Annotated in this window: 22 protein-coding genes; 13 read left to right on the top strand and 9 right to left on the bottom strand. The window is 68.4% G+C overall.

Features of this window, described 5'->3' with window-relative positions; genetic code table 11:
* The first annotated feature begins 2 nt into the window (after positions 1 to 2).
* The 4 genes from LTA6_RS10550 to LTA6_RS10535 all read left to right on the top strand — a co-directional run bounded on the left by LTA6_RS10550 (position 3) and on the right by LTA6_RS10535 (position 3,100).
* Positions 3 to 1,070, top strand: coding sequence for an ABC transporter ATP-binding protein (locus tag LTA6_RS10550; protein WP_407357801.1), 1,068 nt, complete (start codon positions 3 to 5; stop codon positions 1,068 to 1,070).
* Positions 1,067 to 1,846, top strand: coding sequence for an ABC transporter permease (locus LTA6_RS10545; RefSeq protein WP_407357800.1), 780 nt, complete (start codon positions 1,067 to 1,069; stop codon positions 1,844 to 1,846). The genes LTA6_RS10550 and LTA6_RS10545 overlap by 4 nt, the downstream gene beginning before the upstream one ends.
* A 61-nt stretch (positions 1,847 to 1,907) precedes the next feature.
* On the top strand, positions 1,908 to 2,804 hold the full coding sequence (locus LTA6_RS10540) for a hypothetical protein (protein ID WP_407357799.1): 897 nt from the start codon (positions 1,908 to 1,910) through the stop codon (positions 2,802 to 2,804).
* Positions 2,805 to 2,827: 23 nt separating this feature from the next.
* Positions 2,828 to 3,100, top strand: a complete 273-nt coding sequence (locus LTA6_RS10535) for a DUF4229 domain-containing protein (RefSeq protein ID WP_363548573.1) — start codon at positions 2,828 to 2,830, stop codon at positions 3,098 to 3,100.
* Positions 3,101 to 3,294: 194 nt separating this feature from the next.
* Here the strand turns inward: LTA6_RS10535 and LTA6_RS10530 are convergent, their stop codons facing one another.
* From LTA6_RS10530 to LTA6_RS10515, 4 genes are all read right to left on the bottom strand, one after another.
* A complete protein-coding gene (locus LTA6_RS10530; RefSeq protein WP_407357798.1) occupies positions 3,295 to 4,266 on the bottom strand; it encodes a 1,4-dihydroxy-2-naphthoate polyprenyltransferase in 972 nt (323 codons plus the stop codon).
* Positions 4,267 to 4,350: 84 nt separating this feature from the next.
* Positions 4,351 to 4,995 carry a dihydrofolate reductase family protein gene (locus tag LTA6_RS10525; RefSeq protein ID WP_341978236.1) on the bottom strand — a complete coding sequence of 215 codons (645 nt, stop codon included), beginning with the start codon at positions 4,993 to 4,995 and terminating at the stop codon, positions 4,351 to 4,353.
* 26 nt (positions 4,996 to 5,021) lie between these two features.
* Complete coding sequence (locus tag LTA6_RS10520; protein WP_407357797.1) at positions 5,022 to 5,312, bottom strand: DUF4287 domain-containing protein; 291 nt, start codon at positions 5,310 to 5,312, stop codon at positions 5,022 to 5,024.
* Positions 5,313 to 5,328: 16 nt separating this feature from the next.
* Positions 5,329 to 5,691, bottom strand: coding sequence for a cupin domain-containing protein (locus LTA6_RS10515; protein WP_407357796.1), 363 nt, complete (start codon positions 5,689 to 5,691; stop codon positions 5,329 to 5,331).
* 45 nt (positions 5,692 to 5,736) lie between these two features.
* Here LTA6_RS10515 and LTA6_RS10510 point away from each other — a divergent pair, with 45 nt between their 5' ends.
* Positions 5,737 to 6,762: a DUF5937 family protein gene (locus LTA6_RS10510; RefSeq protein WP_407357795.1), complete on the top strand. Its 1,026-nt coding sequence runs from the start codon at positions 5,737 to 5,739 to the stop codon at positions 6,760 to 6,762.
* A gap of 3 nt (positions 6,763 to 6,765) precedes the next feature.
* Here LTA6_RS10510 and LTA6_RS10505 read toward each other — a convergent pair whose 3' ends face one another.
* On the bottom strand, positions 6,766 to 7,221 hold the full coding sequence (locus LTA6_RS10505) for an Lrp/AsnC family transcriptional regulator (RefSeq protein WP_341978227.1): 456 nt from the start codon (positions 7,219 to 7,221) through the stop codon (positions 6,766 to 6,768).
* A 70-nt stretch (positions 7,222 to 7,291) separates the two neighbouring features.
* On the opposite strand from LTA6_RS10505, the gene LTA6_RS10500 reads away from it, so the two are divergent.
* Positions 7,292 to 8,722 (top strand): DUF6421 family protein, encoded by a 1,431-nt coding sequence (locus tag LTA6_RS10500; protein WP_341978225.1) that lies wholly within the window; start codon positions 7,292 to 7,294, stop codon positions 8,720 to 8,722.
* Between the two features lie 96 nt (positions 8,723 to 8,818).
* Positions 8,819 to 9,481 carry an SDR family NAD(P)-dependent oxidoreductase gene (locus LTA6_RS10495; RefSeq protein WP_407357794.1) on the top strand — a complete coding sequence of 221 codons (663 nt, stop codon included), beginning with the start codon at positions 8,819 to 8,821 and terminating at the stop codon, positions 9,479 to 9,481.
* Between the two features lie 6 nt (positions 9,482 to 9,487).
* Here LTA6_RS10495 and LTA6_RS10490 read toward each other — a convergent pair whose 3' ends face one another.
* Positions 9,488 to 11,044, bottom strand: coding sequence for an MFS transporter (locus LTA6_RS10490; protein WP_407357793.1), 1,557 nt, complete (start codon positions 11,042 to 11,044; stop codon positions 9,488 to 9,490).
* A 172-nt stretch (positions 11,045 to 11,216) separates the two neighbouring features.
* Here LTA6_RS10490 and LTA6_RS10485 point away from each other — a divergent pair, with 172 nt between their 5' ends.
* Positions 11,217 to 12,281: a threonine aldolase family protein gene (locus LTA6_RS10485; protein ID WP_407357792.1), complete on the top strand. Its 1,065-nt coding sequence runs from the start codon at positions 11,217 to 11,219 to the stop codon at positions 12,279 to 12,281.
* Entirely contained in the window at positions 12,281 to 13,021 is a 741-nt protein-coding gene (locus LTA6_RS10480; protein WP_407357791.1) for a tyrosine-protein phosphatase, read from the top strand. Before LTA6_RS10485 ends, LTA6_RS10480 begins: the two co-directional genes overlap by 1 nt.
* Before the next feature lie 18 nt (positions 13,022 to 13,039).
* Here the strand turns inward: LTA6_RS10480 and LTA6_RS10475 are convergent, their stop codons facing one another.
* Entirely contained in the window at positions 13,040 to 13,633 is a 594-nt protein-coding gene (locus LTA6_RS10475) for a DUF4916 domain-containing protein (protein WP_341978217.1), read from the bottom strand.
* Positions 13,634 to 13,718: 85 nt separating this feature from the next.
* Here LTA6_RS10475 and LTA6_RS10470 point away from each other — a divergent pair, with 85 nt between their 5' ends.
* Positions 13,719 to 14,384, top strand: a complete 666-nt coding sequence (locus LTA6_RS10470; protein WP_407357790.1) for an alpha/beta hydrolase — start codon at positions 13,719 to 13,721, stop codon at positions 14,382 to 14,384.
* Positions 14,385 to 14,397: 13 nt separating this feature from the next.
* Here LTA6_RS10470 and LTA6_RS10465 read toward each other — a convergent pair whose 3' ends face one another.
* Positions 14,398 to 15,678 (bottom strand): endonuclease/exonuclease/phosphatase family protein, encoded by a 1,281-nt coding sequence (locus LTA6_RS10465; protein ID WP_341978215.1) that lies wholly within the window; start codon positions 15,676 to 15,678, stop codon positions 14,398 to 14,400.
* 370 nt (positions 15,679 to 16,048) lie between these two features.
* Between LTA6_RS10465 and LTA6_RS10460 the strand changes: the two genes are divergently transcribed.
* The gene (locus LTA6_RS10460; protein WP_407357789.1) at positions 16,049 to 17,734 is read left to right on the top strand and encodes an ABC-F family ATP-binding cassette domain-containing protein; all 1,686 of its coding nucleotides are present in this window, start codon (positions 16,049 to 16,051) and stop codon (positions 17,732 to 17,734) included.
* Here LTA6_RS10460 and LTA6_RS10455 read toward each other — a convergent pair.
* Entirely contained in the window at positions 17,731 to 19,020 is a 1,290-nt protein-coding gene (locus tag LTA6_RS10455; RefSeq protein WP_407357788.1) for a PA2928 family protein, read from the bottom strand. The two genes, LTA6_RS10460 and LTA6_RS10455, sit on opposite strands and share 4 nt — an antisense overlap.
* Positions 19,021 to 19,099: 79 nt before the next feature.
* On the opposite strand from LTA6_RS10455, the gene LTA6_RS10450 reads away from it, so the two are divergent.
* Both LTA6_RS10450 and LTA6_RS10445 read left to right on the top strand, forming a co-directional pair.
* Positions 19,100 to 19,279: a PspC domain-containing protein gene (locus LTA6_RS10450; RefSeq protein ID WP_341978208.1), complete on the top strand. Its 180-nt coding sequence runs from the start codon at positions 19,100 to 19,102 to the stop codon at positions 19,277 to 19,279.
* Positions 19,280 to 19,343: 64 nt separating this feature from the next.
* Entirely contained in the window at positions 19,344 to 23,912 is a 4,569-nt protein-coding gene (locus tag LTA6_RS10445) for an ATP-dependent helicase (protein ID WP_407357787.1), read from the top strand.
* Positions 23,913 to 24,038 lie beyond the last annotated feature (126 nt).

The raw sequence follows: 24,038 nt of genomic DNA, 5'->3' as shown, positions 1-24,038 counted from the left end.
CCATGACGAATCAACCGATCATCGAAACAGAGGGCCTGACCAAGGTCTTCACCGCCAAGAAGACCTCGGTGCAGGCTGTCACCGACGTCTCCTTCACCGCGACGCGCGGCGAGCTCGTCGCGTTCCTCGGGCCCAACGGCGCCGGCAAATCCACGAGCCTGCGGATGCTCACCACGCTCATCCCGCCCACCTCGGGGACGGCACGGGTCGTCGGACGCGACATCCGCACGGATGCCGCGGGCGTACGAGCTCGGATCGGGTACGTCGGCCAGCTCACCAGCGGCAGCTTCGCCCAGCGCGTCCGTGACGAACTGCTCAGCCAGGGTGCGTTCTACGGGATGTCGCGGCGCGACAGCATCCGCCGAGCCGACGAACTGATCGAATCGCTCGATCTCGGCAGCTTCGCGACACGTACGGTGCAGCAGCTCAGCGGTGGACAGAAGCGCCGGCTCGACATCGCCCTCGGTCTCATGCACGCGCCGCCGCTCATCTTCCTCGATGAGCCCTCCACGGGTCTCGACCCGCAGAGCAGGGCGAACCTCTGGGACCACATCCTCGACCTGCGCACCCAGCACGGCACCACGGTGTTCCTCACCACGCATTACCTGGAGGAGGCAGACCGCTACGCGGAGCGGGTGATGGTCATGGACAAGGGACGCATCATCGCCGACGACGACGCCACCGCGCTCAAGGCGACGCTCGCCGGCGACGTGCTCACCTTCGGATTCGCGGATGCCGCAGACGCGACCCGCGCACGGGCGATCGTCGCACGACTCAGCAACGCCGACATCACCCTCGACGAGGCCTCCCTCTCGCTCGCGGTGCCCGACGGTGATCAGCTGCTCCCGATCGTGATCCGCGAGCTCCACGCCGCCGGCATCACCGTGCGGAGCGCGACCGGCGTTCCCCCGACCCTGGACGACGTGTTCCTCGCCCTCACCGGACGCACACTCCGCGAAGCCGGGGAAGGCGCAGCCGAATCCGAATCATCCACAGCGGACGACCTCACGTCCGCATCATCCGCGGGAGCATCCGCTCCCGAAACCGAGAAGACCGGAGTCCTGTCATGACCATGAACGAAACCCTCGTCCGGCCGAACCTCGTACGCGACACCCGCAATGTGCTCGCCCGCGAGCTCAAGCCGGTCGTCCGTGATCCCTTCACGCTGATCTTCAGCCTGCTGCAGCCGCTGGTGTTCCTCGGCCTCTTCGGGCCGCTGCTCGTCGGAAGCTCCGGGCAGCCCGCCGGCGAGACGCTGGCCTGGTTCGTGCCTGGCGTGCTCGTGATGATCGTGCTGTTCGGCACCGGCGCGACCGGGTCGAACCTGCAGTACGAGATGATGACCGGCTCGCACGAGCGCACGTTGGTCGCTCCCCTCGCGCGGTCCTCTCTCCTGGTCGGGCGCGCCCTGAAGGAGATCGCTCCGATCGTCATCCAGGCGCTCGTGATCGTGCTCATCGCCTGGCCGTTCGGGTTCGCCATCCATGTCGGCGGACTCCTCATCGGGCTCGCACTTCTCGCGGTGTTCGGCGTCGGTCTCGGCTCGTTGTCGTACTCGCTGGCGCTGGCCACGAAAGATCGCGAATGGCTCTTCTGGGGCGTGCAGCAGTCGCTGATCTTCCCGCTGCTGATCCTCTCTGGCATGCTCATGCCGCTCGATGACGGCCCGGCATGGATGCGCGCGGTCGCATCGGTGAACCCGGTGAACTGGATCGTGCAGGCCGAAAGGGCGCTGTTCGCGGGTGATCTCGGCAGCAGCACCGTGCTGTGGGGTGCGGTGTCAGCGATCGCGGTGGCCGTGGTGGGGCTGATCGTCGGCGTGCGGTCCATCCGTCGCAGCAGCTGAGCGCCGGCATGCTCCCTCGTCGCAATGTGCAATCCGAATGCGGATCAGCGACGATGGGAGCATGCTCTGGCCCTTCGGATCGACCTGGCGTCCGATGCGGCAAAAGCTGCGCGGCACCGTCGATCTGCGGTGGCTGACCGCGCGCTCCTGGACGACGAAGTGGTATCCCCAGGGCATCGATCTCGGCATCTGGGAAGGGCGGCGCACACTGGCCGTCAGCTGGTTCCGGCAGGATCGGATGCGCCAGCACCTCGCATCCCGTATCGCATTCGTGGATCTGGAGCGCTCGCGTCACCTCGACGTCGCGCTCGCCATCGAAGACGCCGATGGCGAGCTGCTTCCCGCGCAGATCCATGCCGGCGGGCTCGCCTGGTTCGGCGATCGGCTGTTCGTCGCCGCCACCGGGCAGGGCATATGGGAGTTCGATCTCTCCGACCTCCGCCGCGTGCGCGGTCCGCTCGCGCGGCGACTGGCCGGCGCGCGGGGACGGGGCCGGCGGGCGGGCGCACTCGTCGCGGTGCGTTCCCGCGTGCATCCAGTGCCATTGCGGTGCTCCTACCTCGGTCGGGTGTTCGATGATGCAGGCGAGCCACTGCGCCGCGTTCTCATCGGCGAGTATCGCGGCGACGAGAACGGACGGATCGGCGAGTTCTCCATTCCGGAAGATCCGGACGGGCGGTTCGATCGCCTGGATCAGTTCTCCCCCGGCATCCCGAGCATGCAGGGCGCCGTGCGCTGGGGCGACCGCTACCTCGTCTCGCAGTCCGACGGGATGCGAGCGGGCGTCCTGTGGAGCGGAGGCCGCGATTCGCTGAAACGCGACAGCGTTGCGCTGCCGGTCGGCTGCGAAGATCTCGCACTCGATCTGGAGGCCCGGCTGCTGTGGTCGCTCGGCGAGCATCCGTGGCGTCGCGTGGTGCGCGGCATTCCCTTCTCACGGCTCGGATTCGACGCATAGAAACGCGAACGTACACTGGTCAGGTGAAGTTGCCACCCCTCCTCGTCTACACCGTGTTGCGGTTGCTCGCGTTCCTCGTGCCGCTCGCGATCCTGTGGTTCTTCTTCCCGATCTTCCGCGAATTCTGGTGGCTCGCAGCGATCTTCGCCGCCCTCATCGGCACCAGCATCTCGCTGCTCTTCCTGCGTGCGCCCCTGTCGGGCGCCTCGGCGGAACTGCACGAGCGTCGAAGCGCACGCGCGGCCGACCGTCAGCGCGACGAGGATGCCGAAGACGAAGCAGCCGACCGCACCTGATCACACTTCAGTAGCGACGAACCTCCCCTGGGGAGGGGGCGCACATTGTCGGGTCGACCACTGGAAAGCGGCCATCTGCGACCCCCTCGCAGCTGCGCCTCGGCACGAGGGGACGCACATTGTCGCGTTGAAGGGGATGAGGCGACCATCTGCACCCCCTGCCCCTGGTCGACGCTCGAAGGGCGCCGAACGGGTCAGCCTACGAAGGCCCAGAACAGTACGCCCGCGTAGAGGAGCGCCGCCAGCGACGTCAGTCCGAGAGCGATGACCAGCTCCTGCGCCTTGCGGTAGGACCAGACGATGGCGATCGCCGGAAGCGCGGCGAGGAGAGCCAGCAGAGCTAGCCAGGCGATCGGGAACAGCAGCGCGAGGAAGCTGGAGAGCCCGAACGGCACCAGCACGAACACCGTGTACAGCACCTGGGTCGCTCGGCGGCCGATGAGCACGCTCAGCGTGCGCTTGCCGACCGCGCGGTCCTGGTCGATGTCGCGGAGGTTGTTGGCGAGCAGCACGGCGCACGCGAAGAGGCCGGCGGCGATCGCTCCCACCCACGCCTGCTGCGGCAGGTCGAAGATCTGCACCCAGGTCGTGCCGAGGGTTGCGACAAGACCGAAGAACACGAAGACGAAGACCTCACCGAGGCCGTAGTAACCGTAGGGGCGCTTGCCACCGGTGTAGAACCACGCCGCGGCGATGCACACGGCGCCGACAGCCAGCATCCACCACTGCCCGGTGCGGATCACGATCGCGAGCCCCGCGATTGCGGCGAGGGCGAAGAAGACGAGGCCGACGGCGAGCACGCGCTTCGCCGGCACGCGTCCTGATGCGGTGAGCCGGGCAGGACCCACGCGCTGCGCGTCGGTGCCACGGATGCCGTCGCTGTAGTCGTTCGCGAAGTTGACGCCGATCTGCAGCAGCACCGCGACCGCGAGGCAGGCGAGCGCGATGACCCAGTGGAACTCCGGCCCGGTGCTGCGGGCAGCCCCCGTTCCGATCAGGACCGGGGCCACGGCGAGCGGCAGGGTGCGCAGACGGGCAGCCCCTATCCAGTCGCGGACGGTGACCGGTCCGGCCTCCACGACAGGGCGCCGCGCCGGGTTGCCGCTGGTGCGGTTCGGCGTGCGCTTCGGGCTCGTGCTCTTCTTACGCTGGGAGGATGCTGCCACGCAGGGAATCCTACTGGCAGCATCCTTTCCGGTCGTTGAGCGACCCCGGGCTGACGAAACGCGTCGACCCGGCGTGCGCCGCGGTCAGCGCCGGGTGAAGGTCACATGCGTGACGCCGCTCTCGGCGACCTCGCTGCTGATGTCGTAGTCGTTCTCGAGACCGCGCAGATCGTCCCAGATGCGCTGTCCACGCCCGAGCACGATCGGCACCACCGCGAGATGGATACGGTCGACGAGACGTGCCGCGATGAACGAGCGCGCGACCTCGACGCCGCCGCCGATCCGCACGTCCTTGCCACCCGCGGCCTCGGTCGCGCGGGCGAGCGCCTCCTCAGGAGTCGCGTCGAGGAAATGGAAAGTCGTACCGCCGAGCATTTCGATCGCGGGGCGGGGCGTGTGCGTGAGCACGAAGACCGGCGCATGGAACGGCGGCTCGTCGCCCCACCATCCGCGCCAATCCGGATCATCGGGGTTCGCCTGCAGCCCGAACATCCCTGCTCCCATGATCTCGGCGCCGACGCCCTCGAAGTATCCGCTCGCGTACTTCTCGTCGACGCCCGTCGTGCCGGCGCCCGACGCATCGCCGAGGACGCGCTCGCGCATCGTCCTGGTCGAGACATAGGCGGCGACCAGGCGCCCCCAGTCGTCGCCGAAAGGGTTCTCCGGCGTCTGGTCGGTCGTCGACGCGAATCCGTCGAGTGAGATGTTCAGGTCGATGCGTACTGCCATGTTTCGCGCTCCTCCGGTGTGCGGGATCAGGGGTTCGGGTTGCTGTCTTTGCCGTCGAGCCAGAGCGAGTCGGACTTGTCGCCGTGCGGGCCGCTTCTTCCGACGTGCTTGTCGCCGATATACGGCCCCTTCGTGATCACGTGCACGAGTGCCATGGCATGGCCCTGGCCGAGCGCGTACTCCTCTTTCAGCCACGCGATGATGGGCGTGGCCTTGGTGCTCGCGTCGAATCCCTTCTCGGTGGCGAGTTCGATGAACTGCCGCGGGGTGAGGCCGGTCTTGGTCTCGATGTTGTCGAGGTATGCCTGGAACGACATCTGGTTCTCCTGTTTCTCAGTCCTCGTCGAGGAACGTCTGGATGATGGTGGCTGATGCGTGGATGCCGATGATGCGCAGCAGCCCATCTCCGACATTGGTGAAGCAGTGGGGCACGTACGCCGGACCCGTTGCCGTGTCGCCGACCTCGGCGTCGAATGTCTCCTCGCCGATGGTGACCCGGGCGGTGCCCTCAAGGACGACCCAGGTCTCAGAATACGGATGCCAGTGCAGACCCGGCCCCTCGCCCGGCTGATTCTCCACGTAGAAGTACGAGACGTCGGCGCCGTGCTCATCGCCGACGAACTTGCGGCTTCGGCCCGCGCCTATCCGGATGTCAGCTCCGGCGACGACCCCGTGAGGAAGTGATGTGCTGTTCATAAGCCCAGTCTCGACAGCGTGAGAATGTCGGCCTAGAGTTTCGATGTGGATCGAAACAAGAGCCCGATCGAAGGGGTCGAGCATCCAGACCACCGCGTCGAGTTCCAGCTGAGCCCCGGCGACATCCAGGCCGTCCGATTCGGCATCTCCCCCGGACACGAGCTGGCGCATGCCGTGCGCATCCTGCTGCGACCCGAGCAGCACCCCTTGCAATGGGGCTGGTTGCGCGCGGTACGCGACCGCCTCCCCCGGGACAGCTTCGGTCTGCTCGTGGCCGTCATCGGCGACGACGGCTACCTGCCGGACTTCCTGACTGCGACTCCTCGCTGGGACATGACACCCGACGCCGAACTCGCCGCGCTCCGCGAGACAGCGCTCGAGCCGATGAGGGTCGACTTCGGCAAGATGGTGAAGCGTTCCTCGGGCTCCAGACAGCAGGCGCTGCGTGGCATGCAGGAGCACCCCGCGCGAGCGAGGAGCATGATCGCCGACGCCTGGTCGGAAGTCTGGGATGCCGCGCTGGCACCGGTGTGGCCGCAGCTCGAACGACTGCTGCGCGCAGACATCGCCGTGCGGGCGCGCACCATCGCCACGAACGGGCTTTCAGGGATGGCGAACGACCTGCACCCCAAGGTCAGCTGGGGCGACGGTGCCGTACGCGTCTCGCTGCGCAGACACAGCGAGCAGGTCGACTGCCAGGGCAGCGGGCTCGTTCTCGTGCCGTCGGTGATGTCATCGTGGGGATGCATGGTGCTGACCGAGCCGCCGGCGCAGCCGACGCTGTTCTATCCGGCACGCGGTGTCACCGCCGGGTGGGCGCGTGATCAGGTCGAGGTCGCGGCATCGCTCAGCGCTTTGCTCGGCCCCGCTCGCGCCGGCATCCTGATGAGCGCCGGAACCGCACGCACGACCTCTCAGGTCGCCGAGGACACGAGCATCGCGGTATCCACGGCATCCCATCACCTCACCGTGCTCCGCGAGGCGGGGCTCATCGGAAGCGAACGCGACGGCGCCAGGATGCTGCACCTGCGCACCCCTCTCGGGGAGGCGATGGTCGGCGCCGTGCTGTGACCCCTACGGCGTTTCGGCCGTGACGAGGGGCCGGTGCTCGTAATAGGTCTGCAGGACGACCGTCGTGCGAGTGCTGACGTTCGCGGAGAGGCGGATGTCACGGACGAGCTCCTCCAGCGCCCGCGGCGAGGCGACCCGCACGAAGAGCATGTAGCTGGCGTCGCCGGCGATCGAATGGCACGCTTCGATCGCGGTGAGGTGCTCGAGAAGCTCCGGGGCATTGTCCGGCTGAGCGGGATCGAGGGGCGTGATCTCGATGAACGCCGACAGCGGTGTTCCGACCGCTTCCGGATCGAGGATCGCCCGGTAACCGGCGATGACACCGCGGGTCTCGAGGCGGCGCAGGCGCGACTGCACGGCCGACACCGAGAGCCCGACGGCATCCGACAGTTGCGACAGCGTGGCACGCCCGTCGAGGGAGATGGCAGCGAGGATGGCGTGGTCGACAGGATCATCCATGCATGGAATAATAACTGTAGTTACCGGCAATCGCCGGAATATTTCCTGCATTCAGCGATCGGAGGTCCCGATGTCCCTCACCACCACCCACAGCAACGCTTTCGTCGGCGAACCCGAGGTCGTCGAGGACGCTTCCCTCGTCGAAGCATCCGCCGCCTGGATCCAGCTCAAGGACGCGGCGATCGCGATCCGCGAGCTGCAGACCAAGGACGGCTCGATTCCGGATGCCACGCACCACGCCGCAGCACGCGAGCTCGTCGCCGCGATCACGGCCGGCATCCGCGCACTCGCGCCCGTTTTCCCGCACGACGCCGACTACCTGACCGCATCCATCGTCGACTTCGACCGCTGGGCTGCCGACGGCTTCGGCGTACCGGACTTCTACGACTCGCTCGTGGCCTTCCAGCCGCAGCTGCACCGCGTCGACGGGATCCGCCACCTGGTCGTGTTCCCGATGTACACGCAGAACGGCTCCAGCGACCGCCTCGTCGAGGCGCTCATCGTGGAGGCGATCTGGCCGGACTTCATCGCGGAGCTCGAAGCCGGCGACTACGGCAACAAGCTGTTCCTCTCGCTGCGCCTGGTCGACTTCACGCCCGGCTACGACACGAACTCGGCAGTGCTGTTCCCGGAGACCGTCGCGATGCGCGAGATCCCGACCTTCACGTGGGGCGCGATCTTCCAGGACCGCGAGGCCGCCCGGTACCGCCGCGTGACCCGCGCAGCGGCGGAGATCACGAAGCTGGAGATGCCGGCCGCCGCCGCAGCGATGCTCGACGATCAGGCGCTCACTGAGCGGGCCTTCGTGATGTGGGACATCATCCACGACCGCACGCACATGCGCGGAGATCTGCCGTTCGACCCTTTCATGATCAAGCAGCGCATGCCGTTCTTCCTCTACTCGCTCGAGGAGCTGCGGTGCGACCTGACCGCGTTCCGCGAGTCGGTGAAGATCCAGCGCTCGCTGTCGGCGCGCGTTTCGAACGGCGAGGAGCTCACGGCAGCCGAGCAGGAGATGCTCGAGCACGCTCCCCTCGCGCAGTACGCCGTCATCTTCGACCGGATCTTCCGGTTCTCGATCACCGGTTCGCGGGTGCGCAACTACGACGGCCTCGGCGGCCAGCTCCTGTTCGCCTGGCTGCACCAGCGCGGCGTGCTGCACTGGACCGACACGCAACTCGCGTTCGACTGGGACGGCGTGCCGGATGCCGTCGTCGCCCTCGGTGACGCGATCGACGAACTCTACTGGCGCTCGATCGACCGCCCGAAGACGTCGCACTGGCTCGCCGCGTACGACCTGGTGCGCAGCGTGCTCACCCCCCACCCGGCATCCGCGTGGGCTCGTGGCCTGTCGGACGAGGTCCTGATGGGCGCACCGAAGGGCTTCACCGACGCCGTGCTGGATGACGAGTTCCCGCTGTCGATGTTCTTCGAGGCCCTCGACAAGAAGATGAAGCCGGTCATCGAATCGACCGTCGGCATCCGCGGCACCGACGACTGAGAAGACTTCACGTCGACGCACCAGCCTGAACGACTTCGGCGGCCACATCCTCAGGGATCGGCCGCCGAAGTCGCATCGATCCACGAAAGTGAACTCATGAACGCATCGGATGCTGCAGGCGTATCCGGACGCACCATCGTGCTGGCTGGCGCGACAAGCGACTCGGGTCTCGCCGTTGCCCGCGCCCTGATCGCTGCCGGGGCGCACGCGGTGGCCACCGGCCGTTCGGCCGCACGCCTGGAGCCGCTGCATGCGGCAGGCGCGCAGGTCGAGATCGCTGATGCGACTTCGCTGTCCGACATGACGGCGCTGGCAGAGCGCCTCGGCACCGTCGATGCCCTCGTGCCGTTGGTCGGCGGCTGGCGCGGCGGCGGCGGACTCGCCGGACAGTCCGACGAAGACTTCCTGGCGCTGCTGCCCGCGCTGGAGGCGGTTCGTGCGACCAGCCGCGCTTTCGACGCAGCGCTTCGCGCAGCGGAGGCCGGTCGCTTCGCGATCGTTTCATCGACCGCCGTCGCTCGCCCGCTGGCCGGCGGCGCGAACTACGCCGCGGTGAAGGCCGCGAGCGAAGCGTGGACGCGCGCCGTCGCGCAGGGCTTCGCCAAGACGGCAAGGGATGCCGGAGAGCCGCTGCGCGCGGCATCCGTCGTGTTCCGCGCCAAGGCGCTCGATTCAGAGTCTCTGGCGCACGCGATCGCAGGGCTGTGGGACGACGACGCCACCGAACTCAACGACCGGATCATCGACCTCGATGCCTGAGCGACCTCAGCTTCGAGGACCCCGGTAGTCCGGCGCCTGACCACGGACGGGCGGCGGCGCATCGAACAGGCGCTCGCGATCCGCCCGCTCTGCACCTGCATCTGCATCTGCATCTGCGGTATCCGTCGCCTCGGCGGCGTCTGACTCGCCGGCGTCGATGTCCTGCTCGGGCGCGTGCGCGTACAGATCGGTCAGCTTGCGATACGAACGGGTGAAGAACGCGAGCGTCGCGGCGACGACCATGATGAGACCGGCGAAGAGGCAGATGAGCGCGATCCCGCGGGCCTCGCCCTCGCCGAGCAGCCATGCCCACTGCCGCTGACCGGCTGGTGTCTTCATGTAGGGGATGATCAGGAACTCGGCGATCGGAGCGATCAGGAAAGCCGTGATCGGGGCCGCCCCCGCCTCCATCGCGGCGGCAACTCCAAACACCCGACCCTGGCGCTGGAACGGCACGACCTTCTGGATCACCGTCTGTTCCGCGGCCTCGACGGGCGGGATCAGGGCCATGTAGACGAGCATTCCGAGCGCGAACAGCCACCACCACTCGCGGATCATGAACACCGCGCCGAGGAGCCCCATCGCGATGACGACGAGCAGCATCGTGCGCATCGGCCGCTTGCCGAGACCGAACTTCGCCACCATCGCGCCGCCGATGATGAAGCCCGTCGACGAGACGCCCAGGACGATGCCCCAGATCTGCGGGGAGAACAGTGTGAGTCCATACGGGTCCATCAGGGCCATGTAGACGCCACCGATGAGGTTGTTGAACGTGGAGAAGATGATGAGCGCGAACAGGCCGGGCGCGAGCCGGATCGCCTGGACGCTGCCGCGGAAGTCGAGTGCGCTCGATGCGTTCGGATCAGGTTCAGGAGCCCCCTCGGGGATGCGCACGAACAACAGGTGCGCGAAGGTCAGCGCCATCGCGCCGATTGCGATCGCGAGAGTCCACCCCATGCCGAGGAAGCCGATGGAGAGCCCGGAGAACACGCTCGTCACCATGAAGGCGATGCCCTGAACGGTGCCGACCAGGCCGTTGGCGTTCGCCCGCTTCTCTTCGGGGATCAGCAGGGTCACGGTCGTGGACAGCGCGATGTTGCGCAGCTGTTCGATCACGCCGCCGAACAGGATGACCCCCGAGAACAACCAGAACCAGGGACCGGTGAGGTCGAGCAGAGCCGACTCGGGTTGCCAGAGGTAGAGCACGCCGGCGATGAGGAAGGCACCGGCTGAGATGACACTGGAGATCACCATCACGGTGTGCTTGCGGTGTCGATCGACGATCGTGCCGAACAGCATCGCGAAGAAGGCGACGAACAGCATGTACGCGCCGCCGATGATGCCGGTGGCCAGTACCGACTGGGTCTCGATGTACACCCAGAAGGTGAGGGCGAACCACAGGAAGCTCGTCGTCACATTGGCGATGAGGGTGTTCACGAGGACATTGGCGAACGCATGCGTGCGCGGGTCACCCGGTGCTGAGGGGCCTGCGGCTTCGCGGGTCGTGCCCGCGGAATCTGCGGTATCGGTCACAGGTTCGAGCGTAGATCGAGGCTCCGACATCCGGTAGTGCCCCTCGTCTCTGTCGTGGTCGCCCCCTCTCGCAGAACGTCACTGACTTCGCAGGAAATCGCAGCATTCCTGCGAAGCTGCTGCGGTTCTGCGAAGTTCGTGCTCTCCCTCGAGCGCTCGCGCCGTGAGCCGGGCGGACCCGCCCGGGCAATAGGCTTGTGCAGTGAGCATCCAGCATGACCCCGCGATCCGGGGCTTCGCCAGTGACAACTACTCCGGCATCCACCCCGAGGTCCTCGCGGCCATCGCGGCGGCGAACGGCGGCCACCAGGTCGCCTACGGAGAGGATTTCTACACGGCCCGCCTGCAGGAGGTGTTCCAGCAGCACTTCGGCGAAGGCGTGGAGGCCTTCCCGGTGTTCAACGGCACCGGCGCGAATGTGACCGGGCTGCAGTCGATGCTCCCGCGCTGGGGCGCCGTGATCGCGGCATCCACCGCGCACATCAACGTCGACGAAGGCGGAGCGCCCGAGCGCATCGGCGGATTCAAGCTGCTCACCGTCCCCGCCGACGACGGCAAGCTCACCCCCGAGCTCATCGACCGCGAGGCCTGGGGCTGGGGCGATGAGCACCGTGCGCAGCCGCTCGTGGTCTCGATCACGCAGTCGACGGAACTCGGGACCCTGTACACCGCCGACGAGATCCGTGCCATCGCCGATCATGCGCACGAGCGCGGCATGAAGCTGCACCTCGACGGCGCCCGGCTCTCCAACGCCGCCGCCGCTCTCGACCTGCCGCTTCGTGCCTTCACGAGCGACGTCGGCGTCGATGTGCTCAGCTTCGGCGGCACCAAGAACGGCGCCATGCTCGGCGAGGCGATCGTGGTGCTGAACCCCGAAGCATCCGACGGTCTCATCTATTCGCGCAAGTTCAACATGCAGCTGTCCTCCAAGATGCGCTTCGTGTCGGCCCAGCTGATCGCTCTGCTCGAGGGCGACCTGTGGCTGCGCAACGCCCGCCACGCCAACGCGATGGCGCAGCGTCTGCGCGGCGCGATCGAGGCGAGGATCGCGGACGGGGCGATCAACGGCGTCGCGTTCACCCAGCCGACGCAGTCGAACGGCGTCTTCGCGACGCTGCCCGACGGCATCGCCGATGCGCTGCGCGAATCGATCCGGTTCTACGACTGGGATGCCGCGCGCAACGAGGTGCGCTGGATGTGCGGATTCGACACGGAGGAGTCAGACGTCGACGCCTTCGTCGCCGAGCTCGCGCGCCTCACCCGCTGATGACCGACTGGGCGGGCGCGTTCAACCTGCGCGACCTCGGCGGCCTTCCGCTGGCGGACGGCGGCATGACGGCTGCGCGTCGCGTCTACCGCTCGGGGCGCCCGGAGACGCTGACCGACGCCGGCTGGACCGCGCTCCGCGGTGCCGGTGTCTCGACAGTGATCGATCTGCGCAACGAGCCGGAGCGGAAACGGCGGGAGACGGATCCGCAGGTCTCAGACGACCATTCCGCCGGCGTCGACATCGTGCACGCGCCGACCGAGGACCCGGACGACGCGGAGTTCATGCGGGTCTGCGGCCCGTGGCTCGATCACCCTCGCTCGTATGCCGACAACCTGCAGATGTATCCGGAGAAGGCTGCCGCCGTCTTCACCGCCATCGCCGATGCGCAGGGCGCTGTGCTCGTGCACTGCGCGGGCGGACGCGACCGCACCGGCATGATCTCGGCGATGCTGCTCGCGCTGACCGGCGCCGAGCCTGAGGCGATCGCCGATGACTACGCCGCCGCCTTCCGCGAGGCGAGCCGGCGCCATGCGCGGGACCTTCCAGCGGCGCCGCTCCCCGGGCAGGGCGGATACGTCGAGCCGATGTTCAGCGACGACGAGATCGAGGAGCGGATCGCCGATCGTGTCGCGGTGCTTCGCGACTGGATCGCGGAACTGGATGTCCGGGCATACCTTCGCGCTGCCGGTGTCGACAGCGTCCGGCTCGATGCGCTGGCGGCGCGCCTGCGCGACTGAACACGCGGACGGCGCTCGCTAGCGGAGCAGCCCGAGGTTCGCGAGCGCCAGGCGGATCAAAGTGCCTCGGCCGCCCTCCATCTCGGCCGAAACCGCGTCGGACGCAGCAGCCTCCGGCGGGAACCAGGTGACCTCGAGCGCGTCCTGACGCGGCTCGCAGGTGCCGGTGACCGGCACGACGAACGCCAGTGACACGGCGTGCTGCCGGTCGTCGTGGTACGCGCTGACCCCGGGGATCGGGAAGTACTCGGCCACCGTGAACGGGAGCGGCTGCGGCGGCAGCAACGGGAACGCCATCGGCCCGAGGTCATTCTCGACGTGCCGGAACAGCGCATCGCGGATGGTCTCGCCGAAGCGGACCCGGCCGGACACGATCGTCCTGGTCATCTCCCCCATCGGGGTGGACCGCAGCAGGATGCCGATCTCGGTCACCTGCCCTGACCCGTCGGTGCGCACCGGGATGGCCTCGACGTAGAGCATGGGAAGCCGGCGACGCGCCTCCTCGAGCTCGACGTCGGTCAGCCAGCCCGGGTTCCCGCCGGTTGAGCCGTCGCCGAAACCGCCGAGACCGTCATTCGGTTCGGGGTCGGGGTCAGGGGTGCGCACGGACATGACTCATTTCTATCAGCCGCATCGGCATCCGCATACGGCAGCGCCCATCCGATGGGCCGTCCGACATCGCTGGCAGGATGGATGCATGAGTTCTTCCCTCGTCATCGACGCCGCGGCGACCCTGTGGGCGCCCAACAAGCGGGAAGGGATGCCGCTGCTCGTGCTCCTGCACGGCTACGGTGCCGATGAGAACGATCTCTTCGGCCTGGTTCCCTACCTCCCCGACGGGATCGCCGTGGCATCCGTCGCCGCTCCCCTGGCCCCGCCCCGGCCGATGCCCGGGCGATCCTGGTATCCGATCGAGGGTCTCAACGGGCGCGACTACACAGCCGTGTCGGCGGCGGCCGAATCGCTTCTCACCTGGCTCGACGCCCATGCCCCGACATCCGATATCGCGCTCCTCGGGTTCTCTCAGGGCGCCGCCGTGTCTCTGCAGGCACTCCGCCTCGCGCCAGAGCGCTTCGGCGCGGTGGTCGCACTCAGCGGCTACGTCGCGCCAGGCGATCTCCCCCATGACGAAGCGCTGCGCGAGCGGCGTCCGCCGGTCTTCTGGGGGCGCGGCTCGCACGACGACGTCATCCCGGCGTTCCTCGTCGACCACACCGCCCAGTGGCTGCCCGAACACTCCGAACTTTCCGGACGTGTGTATCCCGGCCTCACCCACAGCATCTCGGAGCAGGAGCTCACGGATGTGGGCGTTTTCGTCACCAAGTGGCGGGATGCCGTCGCCGAGGCAGCCGGCAAGAGCTGAGTCGCTCCGCGCGTCAGCGCCCGGACTTCGCACCGGGAACGTCGGCATCCACCCACACGAGTCGGTGGTCGCTCGACGGGAACGGGTAGGTGCCCGTGAGACGGGAGAGCGGATCGGCCGCGGTCGGCCAGAACACGCCGGAATCGACGATCTTGATCTGTCGGCTCGGCAGCACGTAGTCGACGCGCAAGTTGCCCGGGGGCTCGGAGAAGTCGGCGGTGTCCTCCGCGGAACGACCGAGGTGTTCGAGATTGACCCCGCCCTGCAGCTCCGCCGCCTCCGCGCCGCCCTCGCTGGTCGGCACCGATCCGGTGTTCACCCTGGGGTGCGTCAGCAACTGATCGATCGCGCCCGCGGTCGAGTCGCCATCGTTCGGGTCGGCGTTCTGGTCGCCGGCGATGACGAACAGAGAGCCGCCCTTCAGAGCACCGGCACGGCCCGCATCGTCGACGATGTACCCACCGGTCTTGCCGCCCGAGATGTAATCGGCCCAGAACCGGATCTCGTCGTGGTTGCGCGTGCCGTTGCGGTCCTCGTCGCCATCGAAGGTGGGCGGCGTGGGGTGCGAGACGAGGAAGTGGACGGTCTTGTTCTTCGACACCTGGATCGGCACATCCCAGTGCGACTTGCTCGAGAGCGGGAACTCGGCGAGCTCCTCCGGCGAGTACCAGTCAGCCGGTTCCGGGGTGCTCGGATCGTCAGGCAGGAGCGCGCCGGGCATGTCGGCCCAGCGGAAGTTCTGGAAGGTGCGGATCGCGTCCTCATCGATCGGGAACTTCGAGTAGACGGCCATCCCGTACTGTCCGGGGAACAAGCCGAACCCCCAGGCGTCGTCGCCGCCGGACACGCTTCCGTTGTTGTTGAGATCGAACCCGCTCGGCACACCGGTGTTCACCGGCGCGGTGTAGCGATAGGGGTAGGACGCCGCCGGCGCGTCGCCATGCGGAACCGCAAGGTAGTTGTCGTGGAAGAGACGCAACGCCGCACCCTCGGCGTCGTAGTCGAACTCATTGATCAGCAGCACGTCGGGAGCGGCGCGCTGGATGATCTCCGCGACAGCATCCGCCTGCGCGTTCCCCGGTGCCGACAGATCGCGCACCAGCGCACCCTCGGTGCCGCGGTTGAGCGAGGCGTTGAACGTGGCGAATCGCATATCCGCCACGGTAGCGGCCGCGGGGCGGGAGTCCGCGGGGCGGTAGTCCGCGGACGCGGGGGCGGCGGTCACCGCAACGGACGACACCAGCAGGGCTGCGGCAAGGGCTGCGGCGCGCGCTCGACGATACGTGATCTTCATCGGGCCACCCTAACGCCGGTCGGTGACGTCCTGAAGGCCGGCCGGTGAACGTCGCAGAAAGGCATGATCTTCGCAGGGATCCGGCGAATCCCTGCGAGATTCCTGCGGTTCTGCGACGTTCGCGCTGCGGCGGTGGCCCGCGACACGCCCGGGAGTTGCGAGGCGCGACACCCCCGGAGTACAGTCGACGGGTCCTGTCCGCCGTGTCTGGAAGTCCTTTGATCTGATCCGTCGCCTCCGCGCTCTTCTTTCCGCGCGCTGACCCGACGATCGCCGACTCACACGGCCGCATCCGCCTTCCGGCGTCGATTCTTCGACGTCCCCGGATGCCCGGCGTCAGCGCACCCCGAACACCTCCGGGAGACGCTCAATGTCAACACCAACCCTGCACGCATCGGTCACCCTCGACCGCCTCACCCTCACCTGGCCGGACGGCTCGACCGCGCTCGACCAGGTCTCCGGCTCGTTCGGCACCGGCCGTACCGGGCTGGTCGGCCGCAACGGCTCCGGTAAGTCCACGCTGCTGCGGCTGATGGCCGGCGACCTGGAATCCACGTCCGGCGTGGTCCAGGTCACCGGCGAAGTCGCGTACCTGCCGCAGCAACTGTCCCTCGATGTCGATCGGCGCGTGGCCGATCTTCTCGGTGTCGCCGGCCCGCTCGATGCGGTCCGCGCGATCGCCGCGGGAGATGTCGATCCGGCGCATTTCGACGCGGTCGGCGATGACTGGGATATCGAGGCTCGTGCCGAGGCATCCCTCGCCGAAGCCGGACTCGATCCGTCGTTCCTCGACCGCCGGGTCGGTGAACTCTCCGGCGGCGAGGCCGTGCTCGTCGCGATCGCCGGCATCCGCCTTCGGCGAGCGCCGATCACGCTCCTGGACGAGCCGACCAACAACCTCGATCGAGACGCGCGGGCGAAGCTCGCCGCCATGATCACCTCATGGAAGGGAGCACTCATCGTCGTCAGTCACGACGTCGCACTGCTCGAACTGATGGATGACACCGCCGAACTGTACGCGCACACGCTGAGCGTGTTCGGCGGACCGTACTCCGAATGGCGAGCATGGCTGGATGCCGAGCAGAATGCCGCGAAGCAGGCCGAGGTGGCCGCCGCCCAAGTGCTCCGCAAGGAGAAGCGCCAGCGGATCGAGGCCGAGACCAAACTCGCGCACCGCGCCAGGACCGCTCGCAAGGCGGAACTCGAGAAACGGGTGCCGAAGATCGTCGCGCACGGCCGCAAGATGGCCGCCGAGGTTTCGGCGGGAAGGCTGCGCGTCGAGGTCGGCGAGAAGGAGGAGGCCGCGCGCGCAGCCCTCGATCAGGCCGGTCATCGCCTCCGTGGTGACGCCTCGATGAAGATCGAGCTGCCGGATCCGCTGGTGTCACGCAGTCGCCGCATCGCCACGATCAGCGATGAGCAACGCGCGTGGGTCATCCGGGGTCCAGAGCGCACGGCGCTGATCGGACGGAACGGGGCGGGCAAGACCACCCTGCTGCAGCGGCTCGTCGAGAGTGCGGCGGATGCTGTCCACAACTCCGGAGAATCCGAGCACATCGGACCCGAGCGAACCGATTCGGGCGAATCTGGGACAGATCTCCGGAGTTATGAATCGCGCGCCAGCGCGACGGCCCATACCGGCAGGGTCGGCTACCTGCCGCAGCGCATCGACGGCCTCGATGAGAACAGCTCGGTGATCGAGAACATCGCGGAAGCGGCGCCGCAGATCCCGGAGAAGGAACTGCGCAACCGGCTGGCGCGCTTCCTGATCCGCGGCGGCACCGTGGACCGGCCGGTGGCGAGTCTGTCCGGCGGCGAGCGCTTCCGCGTCGCGCTGGCACGAGTACTGCTCGCCGACCCGGCACCGCATCTCGTCGTGCTGGACGAACCGACGAACAACCTCGACATCGACACGGTCGATCAGCTCGTCGAGGCGCTCCGTGCCTACCGCGGCGCCGTGCTCGTCGTCAGCCACGACGATGCGTTCCTGGCGCGACTCGATCTCGACCTCACACTCGAGATCGACGCGGAAGGGGTGCTTGCCGAGATGAACTAGATGAACAGCCGCTGCCACCAGGGCAGCGTGCCGACCTCGACCGTTCGGAGAGTTCCGTCCGGTTGCAGGACCACCATGGTGTTCGGCCGCCAGGCGTCGGGGGCGGCGGCGATCACGGCCGTCGTCCCTCCTGGGCCGGTCAGCGCGCGCAGAGCGTCGACCTTCATCTCGACCGTGTCGACGATCCGGCCGGTCTCGGCGTCGATGCTGCTCAGCGCCATCAGCTCGGCGTTGACCGATTCCTTGTGCTGCACGAGCAGGAACCCCTGCCCGAGACCGGCGGGCGCCGGCGGCATGTTCCCGTCGGGCCCCGTGCCCATCACCTTCTCGATGAGCGCCTGGATGTCGTCCTCATCGATGTCGCCGAAATCTCCGTCGAGGAACTGTCCGGTTTCGAGCATCACACCGCGTCGGGGGCCGATATCCGTGGCCGGCAGAATCGACATGTCGACGAGCTCGGTCCGGAAGACGGCCCGACCATCGGCGGAGGTGGCAATGAGGGCATCGCGCTCGACGGCTTCGGAGACGGACTCCACCTCGTAGGTGGTGCCTTCTCCGGACACGGCGAGTTCGACCTGGTCGACGAGGACGGTGTCGTCGTAGAAGGGCCCGGCATTCAGCACGTCCTTCCAGCGCCCGGCGAGCGCCGCATCGGCGGACGTCGCCTGCTCCTGTCCGACGGGCAGCTGCATGACCTGCCCGGTTCCGGCGAGGGCGACCACCGCGTTCGCCTCCGCGTCATACCCATAGGCACTGGCGGCGAGCACCGCGTCGGCGCCGAGACCGGCGATCTCAAGCCCCTGGGAGCGCACGGCGCCGGTGGCGGCATCCAGGATGACGAGGCCGTCGTCGCTGCCGACGTACACGAGATTCGCATCGCCGGCGAGCACGACGGCATCGCCCATCAGATCGTCGTTGAGCTGCTGATCCCACAGCTGTTCGCCGTCGGAGGTGCGGATCGCGGAGATCCGTGTCTGGAAGCCCGATACGAAGAGCCCCGGTCGCGAGGAGTCCTGGTAGACGAGGACCGCGACGTCTTCGCCGTCGATGTCGACGATGCCCGAGGTCGACGCGATCTCGATATCCCTGGTGGAGGGCGCGAGCACGCTCACGGACACCGCGATCGCGGCGCCGATGACGGCGATCAGCACCACCGCCGCGATGATGACCCCACGGGCCTTGGCAGGCTCCTTGCGCGGTTTCTCGGGTGGCAGCCAACCGGGCGTTTGCACGGATGAGCCGTTCAGGATGTAGCCGGATTGCGTGGCCGGGGTCGTGAGCTTCATGTCGTGCCTCCTGGCCTCAGTATCACCCAACCTCGCCGCGAACGCTGCGTCGCGCCGACACCCGAGAGAGGATGGAGGCATGAACTCACTCGTACGCCCTCGCGGCGACCGCGTCATCGCCGGCGTCTGCGCCGGCATCGCTCGGCGATTCGACATGAAGCCGTCGACCGTGAGAATCCTCTCCGTCATCCTCGTCCTGTTCGCCGGGCTCTCGCTCTGGGCCTACATCCTCCTGTGGATCCTGATGCCGAACGAGTAGCCGCTCCTGACCGACCGCCAGGCACATCGGGTCCGATGTCGGACGCAGGCCGCATGATGGAGTGATGAGCGACGTGCTCGACCGCTTCACCCCGGCCACGCAGGACTGGTTCCGGGGTGCCTTTGCTGCCCCCACACCGGCCCAGGCGGGCGCGTGGGAAGCGATCTCGGCGGGAAAGCACGCGCTGGTCGTCGCGCCCACCGGTTCCGGAAAAACCCTGTCCGCTTTCCTGTGGGCGATCGACAGCGTGTTCCGCGAGCGGATGGCGGATGCCGCGCCGCCCGCCAAGGGCGAGCCGCGTACCCGCATCCTCTACATCTCGCCGCTGAAGGCGCTCGGCGTCGACGTCGAACGCAACCTTCGCTCGCCGCTCGTCGGAATCGGGCAATCCGCGCGGCGCCTCGGCATCCCGGCTCCGGCCGTGACCGTCGGCGTCCGCTCCGGCGACACCACCTCCAGCGACCGGCGGAAACTCGTCTCCGACCCGCCCGACATCCTGATCACGACGCCGGAGTCTCTCTATCTGATGCTCACGAGCCGCGCCGGCGAGACGCTGCGCGGCGTGCACACCGTGATCATCGACGAGGTGCACGCGGTCGCGGCGACGAAGCGCGGAGCGCACCTCGCCGTGAGCCTGGAGCGTCTGGACGCGCTGCGGCAGTCGTACGATCCCGATGCCGCGCCCGCGCAGCGCATCGGCCTGTCGGCCACCGTCCGGCCGATCGACGAGGTCGCACGGTTCCTCGGCGGCTCGTCCCCCGTCGAGATCGTCGCTCCACCGGCTTCCAAGACCTTCGAGATCGGCGTCGTCGTCCCGATGGACGACATGACCAATCCCCCGCCACCGCCCGGCGTCCCCGGCGAAGCCGCCGATGCCGAGTACACGGAGGTCACCGGCTCGGTGTGGCCGCATGTCGAGGAGGCGATCGTCGACCGCATCCTGCAGAACAACTCCACGATCGTGTTCTCCAACTCCCGGCGGCTCGCCGAGCGTCTCACCGGTCGCCTGAACGAGATCTACTCCGAGCGGATGGGCATCGCTCTTCCCGAGGCCACCGTGCCCGCGGCGATGATGGCGCAGGCCGGCGCCACCGCCGGAGCAGATCCGGTGCTCGCCAAAGCGCACCACGGGTCGGTGTCGAAGGAGCAGCGCGCCCTCGTCGAGGAGGAGCTGAAGTCCGGTGTGCTCCGCTGCGTCGTCGCGACGAGCAGCCTCGAGCTCGGCATCGACATGGGTGCCGTCGACCTCGTCATCCAGGTCGAAGCACCTCCCTCCGCGGCATCCGGTCTGCAGCGAGTCGGGCGAGCGGGCCACCAGGTGGGTGAGATCAGCCGCGCCGCGATGTTCCCCAAGCACCGCGGCGACGTGCTGCACACTGCGATCGTCACGGAGCGGATGCTGGCGGGCAAGATCGAGGCGATCCAGGTGCCGCGCAATCCGCTCGACATCCTCGCCCAGCAGACCGTCGCCGCCAGTGCCCTCGGAGCAATCGGCGTCGAGGAGTGGTTCGAGACGGTGCGACGCAGCGCGCCCTTCCAGTCGCTCCCCCGTTCGGCGTACGAGGCGACACTCGATCTGCTCGCCGGCCGCTATCCCTCAGACGAGTTCGCCGAGCTCCGCCCGCGCCTGGTCTGGGACCGCGACGCCGGCACGCTCACCGGACGACCGGGAGCCCAGCGGATCGCCGTGACGAGCGGCGGCACCATCCCCGATCGCGGCCTCTTCGGGGTCTTCGTCGCCGGCGAGACGACCGGCGCCCGCGTCGGTGAGCTCGACGAGGAAATGGTCTACGAGTCGCGCGTCGGCGACGTCTTCACCCTCGGCACGACGAGCTGGCGGATCGCCGAGATCACGCACGACCGGGTGAATGTCATCCCCGCATACGGCCAGCCGGGCAAAGTGCCGTTCTGGCACGGCGACGGCATCGGCCGGCCGTACGAGCTCGGCGAGGCGCTCGGGAAGTTCTCCCGCGAGGTGTCGGCGGCCACCCCCGAGAAGGCCGCGCAGCGGCTCATCGACGCCGGACTCGACGAGCAGGCCCGCGCCAATCTGCTGGCGCACCTCAGCGAGCAGCGCGAGGCCACCGGCACGCTCCCCACCGACCGCACGCTCACGGTGGAGCGCGGGCGCGACGAGGTCGGCGACTGGCGCGTCATCCTTCATTCCCCGTACGGCATGAAAGTGCACGCCCCGTGGGCGCTGGCCATCAACGCGCGCGTTCGGGAACGTCTCGGGGTCGAAGGATCAGCTGTGGCCAGCGACGACGGCATCATCGTGCGCATCCCGGATGCCGAAGCAGAGCCGCCGGGAGCGGAGCTGTTCGTCTTCGATCCGGCCGAGCTGGAACAACTCGTGACGGAAGAGGTCGGCGGCTCCGCTCTCTTCGCCTCGCGCTTCCGGGAGTGCGCAGCGCGGGCGCTGCTGATGCCTCGGACGAATCCGAATCGGCGATCGCCACTGTGGCAGCAGCGCCAGCGCTCCGCACAACTGCTCGAGGTCGCGCGACGGCATCCGACTTTCCCGGTGATCCTGGAGACCCTGCGCGAGGTGCTGCAGGACGTGTACGACCTGCCGTCGCTGCGAAAGCTCGCCACCGCGATCGCCGACCGCCGTGTCCGGCTCGTCGAGACGCAGCCGGCGCAGCCCTCGCCGTATGCGCGCGATCTGCTCTTCGGCTACGTCGGCGCGTTCATGTACGAGGGCGACTCGCCGCTGGCCGAACGTCGCGCCGCCGCGCTCTCGGTCGACCCGGCGCTCCTCGGAGAGCTGCTCGGCACCGTCGAGTTGCGGGAACTCCTCGATCCCGCCGTCATCACACAGTTCGAACAGGAGGCGCAGCGCCTCGATCCCGAACGTCACGCACGGGGGCTCGAGGGCACAGCCGACCTGCTGCGCCTGCTCGGCCCGCTGGATGCCCTCGAGGTCGCCGCACGGCTGGAGGAGCCGGACGCGGCATCCGCCCACCTCGACGCCCTCGTGGCCGCACGCCGCGCCATCCCGGTCACCATCGCCGGGGCCACCCGGGTCGCCGCGATCGAAGACGCCGGACGCCTGCGCGATGCACTCGGGGTCGCACTGCCCACCGGCATCCCCGTCGCCTTCCTCGACCCGGTCGCCGACCCGCTCGGCGACCTCGTCGCCCGGCATGCGCGCACCCACGGGCCCTTCCCGACCGACGCCGTGGCCACTCGATTCGGCATCGGTACCGCCGTCGCGCGCCACACGCTGCAACGACTCGAGAACGCCGGACGCATCACCAGCGGCTACTTCCTGCCCGAGGCCGCCGGCAGCGCCTCCGACATCGAATGGTGCGACACCGAGGTGCTGCGCCGACTGCGGATGCGGTCGCTGGCCGCGATCCGCGGAAGCGTCGAGCCGGTGCCACCCGCCGCGTACGCGCGCTTCCTCCCCGAATGGCAGCACCTCACTCGACCGCAGGAGGGCCTCGACGGCGTGCTCGCCGTGATCGAGCAGCTGGCCGGAGTGCCGATCCCGGCGAGCGCATGGGAATCGCTGATCCTGCCCTCACGCGTCAGCGACTACACGCCGGCCCTGCTCGACGAGCTCACCGCCAGCGGCGAAGTGATCTGGTCGGGACACGGCACGTTGCCGGGGCGCGACGGCTGGGTCTCGTTGCATCCCGCCGATCTCGCGCCGTTCACACTTCCCGAACCGGACGACGACCTCGCGACCGACTCGCTGGACGCGCGTCTGATCGAATCTCTCAGCGCCGGTGGCGCCTACTTCGCCGCGCAGCTCAAAGAGATGACCGGCGCCGAGAACGAGCAGTCCGTGCTCGAAGCACTGTGGAACCTGACCTGGGCCGGACGGGTGACGAACGACACCTTCGCGCCGATCCGCGCACTCCTCGGCGGCGGGTCGCAGGCGCATCGGGTGACCCGCCGTGCTCCACGGGCGCGGACCTACCGCGGCATGTCCCTGGCACGCTCGACGGCGCGACCGACGACGGCCGGCGGACGATGGTCGCTGCTCCCCACGGCCGAGAGAGATGCGGCACGCCGGGCGACCGTCACCGCCGGTCTTCTCCTCGATCGCTACGGCGTCGTCACCCGCGGCGCGGTGCAGGCCGAAGGCGTGCCCGGCGGTTTCGCCCAGGCGTATCGCGTGCTCGCCGGCTTCGAAGAGGCCGGGCACTGCCGCCGCGGATACGTGATCGAGAAGCTCGGAGCGGCGCAGTTCGCGGCATCCGCCACGGTCGACCGTCTGCGCACGTTCGCCGGACTCAGCGATCCCCCGCCTCGGAAGGCCATCACGCTCGCCGCCACCGATCCCGCGAATCCCTATGGTGCCGCGCTCGGCTGGCCGCGCCGCGAGGGCGTTTCGCACCGTCCTGGACGGAAGGCGGGTGGTCTGGTCGTGCTCGTCGACGGCGAGCTCGTGCTGTATCTCGAGCGCGGCGGCCGCACCGTGCTGTCGTTCAGCGATGACCCGGATGTGCTGCAGGCGGCGGCATCCGACCTGGCGACCACCGCCAGGGCCAGGCGGCTCGACACGCTCACCGTCGAGAAGGTGAACGGCGAAGGCGTCTACGGCACGGTTCTGGCGATCGCGCTTCAGGAGGCCGGCTTCGTCGTGACCCCCCGCGGGTACACCCTGCGCAAAGCCATCTGAGCGGCTGTGCACAACTTCGGACCGACCTCGAGACACGCCACGCAGGCGAACGATTCTGCGGCGTGTCGCCTGCGGCATCCGAAGTTGTGCGCAGCTCTGCCGCCACCACGAGCGCCGCATAGGCTG

The sequence above is a fragment of the Microbacterium sp. LTA6 genome, from assembly GCF_045690355.1.
In the GTDB taxonomy this organism is placed as follows: domain Bacteria; phylum Actinomycetota; class Actinomycetes; order Actinomycetales; family Microbacteriaceae; genus Microbacterium.
Note: the sequence above shows the minus strand (reverse complement) of the source record. Positions and strands in the feature narration are given on the sequence as shown.

Coding starts and splice junctions, on each gene's coding strand:
- LTA6_RS10550 (WP_407357801.1), top strand. CDS start 3: ATGACGAATCAACCGATCATCGAAACAGAGGGCCTGACCAAGGTCTTC.
- LTA6_RS10545 (WP_407357800.1), top strand. CDS start 1,067: ATGACCATGAACGAAACCCTCGTCCGGCCGAACCTCGTACGCGACACC.
- LTA6_RS10540 (WP_407357799.1), top strand. CDS start 1,908: ATGCTCTGGCCCTTCGGATCGACCTGGCGTCCGATGCGGCAAAAGCTG.
- LTA6_RS10525 (WP_341978236.1), bottom strand. CDS start 4,995: ATGGCAGTACGCATCGACCTGAACATCTCACTCGACGGATTCGCGTCG.
- LTA6_RS10520 (WP_407357797.1), bottom strand. CDS start 5,312: ATGTCGTTCCAGGCATACCTCGACAACATCGAGACCAAGACCGGCCTC.
- LTA6_RS10515 (WP_407357796.1), bottom strand. CDS start 5,691: ATGAACAGCACATCACTTCCTCACGGGGTCGTCGCCGGAGCTGACATC.
- LTA6_RS10505 (WP_341978227.1), bottom strand. CDS start 7,221: ATGGATGATCCTGTCGACCACGCCATCCTCGCTGCCATCTCCCTCGAC.
- LTA6_RS10500 (WP_341978225.1), top strand. CDS start 7,292: ATGTCCCTCACCACCACCCACAGCAACGCTTTCGTCGGCGAACCCGAG.
- LTA6_RS10495 (WP_407357794.1), top strand. CDS start 8,819: ATGAACGCATCGGATGCTGCAGGCGTATCCGGACGCACCATCGTGCTG.
- LTA6_RS10490 (WP_407357793.1), bottom strand. CDS start 11,044: ATGTCGGAGCCTCGATCTACGCTCGAACCTGTGACCGATACCGCAGAT.
- LTA6_RS10480 (WP_407357791.1), top strand. CDS start 12,281: ATGACCGACTGGGCGGGCGCGTTCAACCTGCGCGACCTCGGCGGCCTT.
- LTA6_RS10475 (WP_341978217.1), bottom strand. CDS start 13,633: ATGTCCGTGCGCACCCCTGACCCCGACCCCGAACCGAATGACGGTCTC.
- LTA6_RS10470 (WP_407357790.1), top strand. CDS start 13,719: ATGAGTTCTTCCCTCGTCATCGACGCCGCGGCGACCCTGTGGGCGCCC.
- LTA6_RS10465 (WP_341978215.1), bottom strand. CDS start 15,678: ATGAAGATCACGTATCGTCGAGCGCGCGCCGCAGCCCTTGCCGCAGCC.
- LTA6_RS10460 (WP_407357789.1), top strand. CDS start 16,049: ATGTCAACACCAACCCTGCACGCATCGGTCACCCTCGACCGCCTCACC.
- LTA6_RS10455 (WP_407357788.1), bottom strand. CDS start 19,020: ATGAAGCTCACGACCCCGGCCACGCAATCCGGCTACATCCTGAACGGC.
- LTA6_RS10450 (WP_341978208.1), top strand. CDS start 19,100: ATGAACTCACTCGTACGCCCTCGCGGCGACCGCGTCATCGCCGGCGTC.
- LTA6_RS10445 (WP_407357787.1), top strand. CDS start 19,344: ATGAGCGACGTGCTCGACCGCTTCACCCCGGCCACGCAGGACTGGTTC.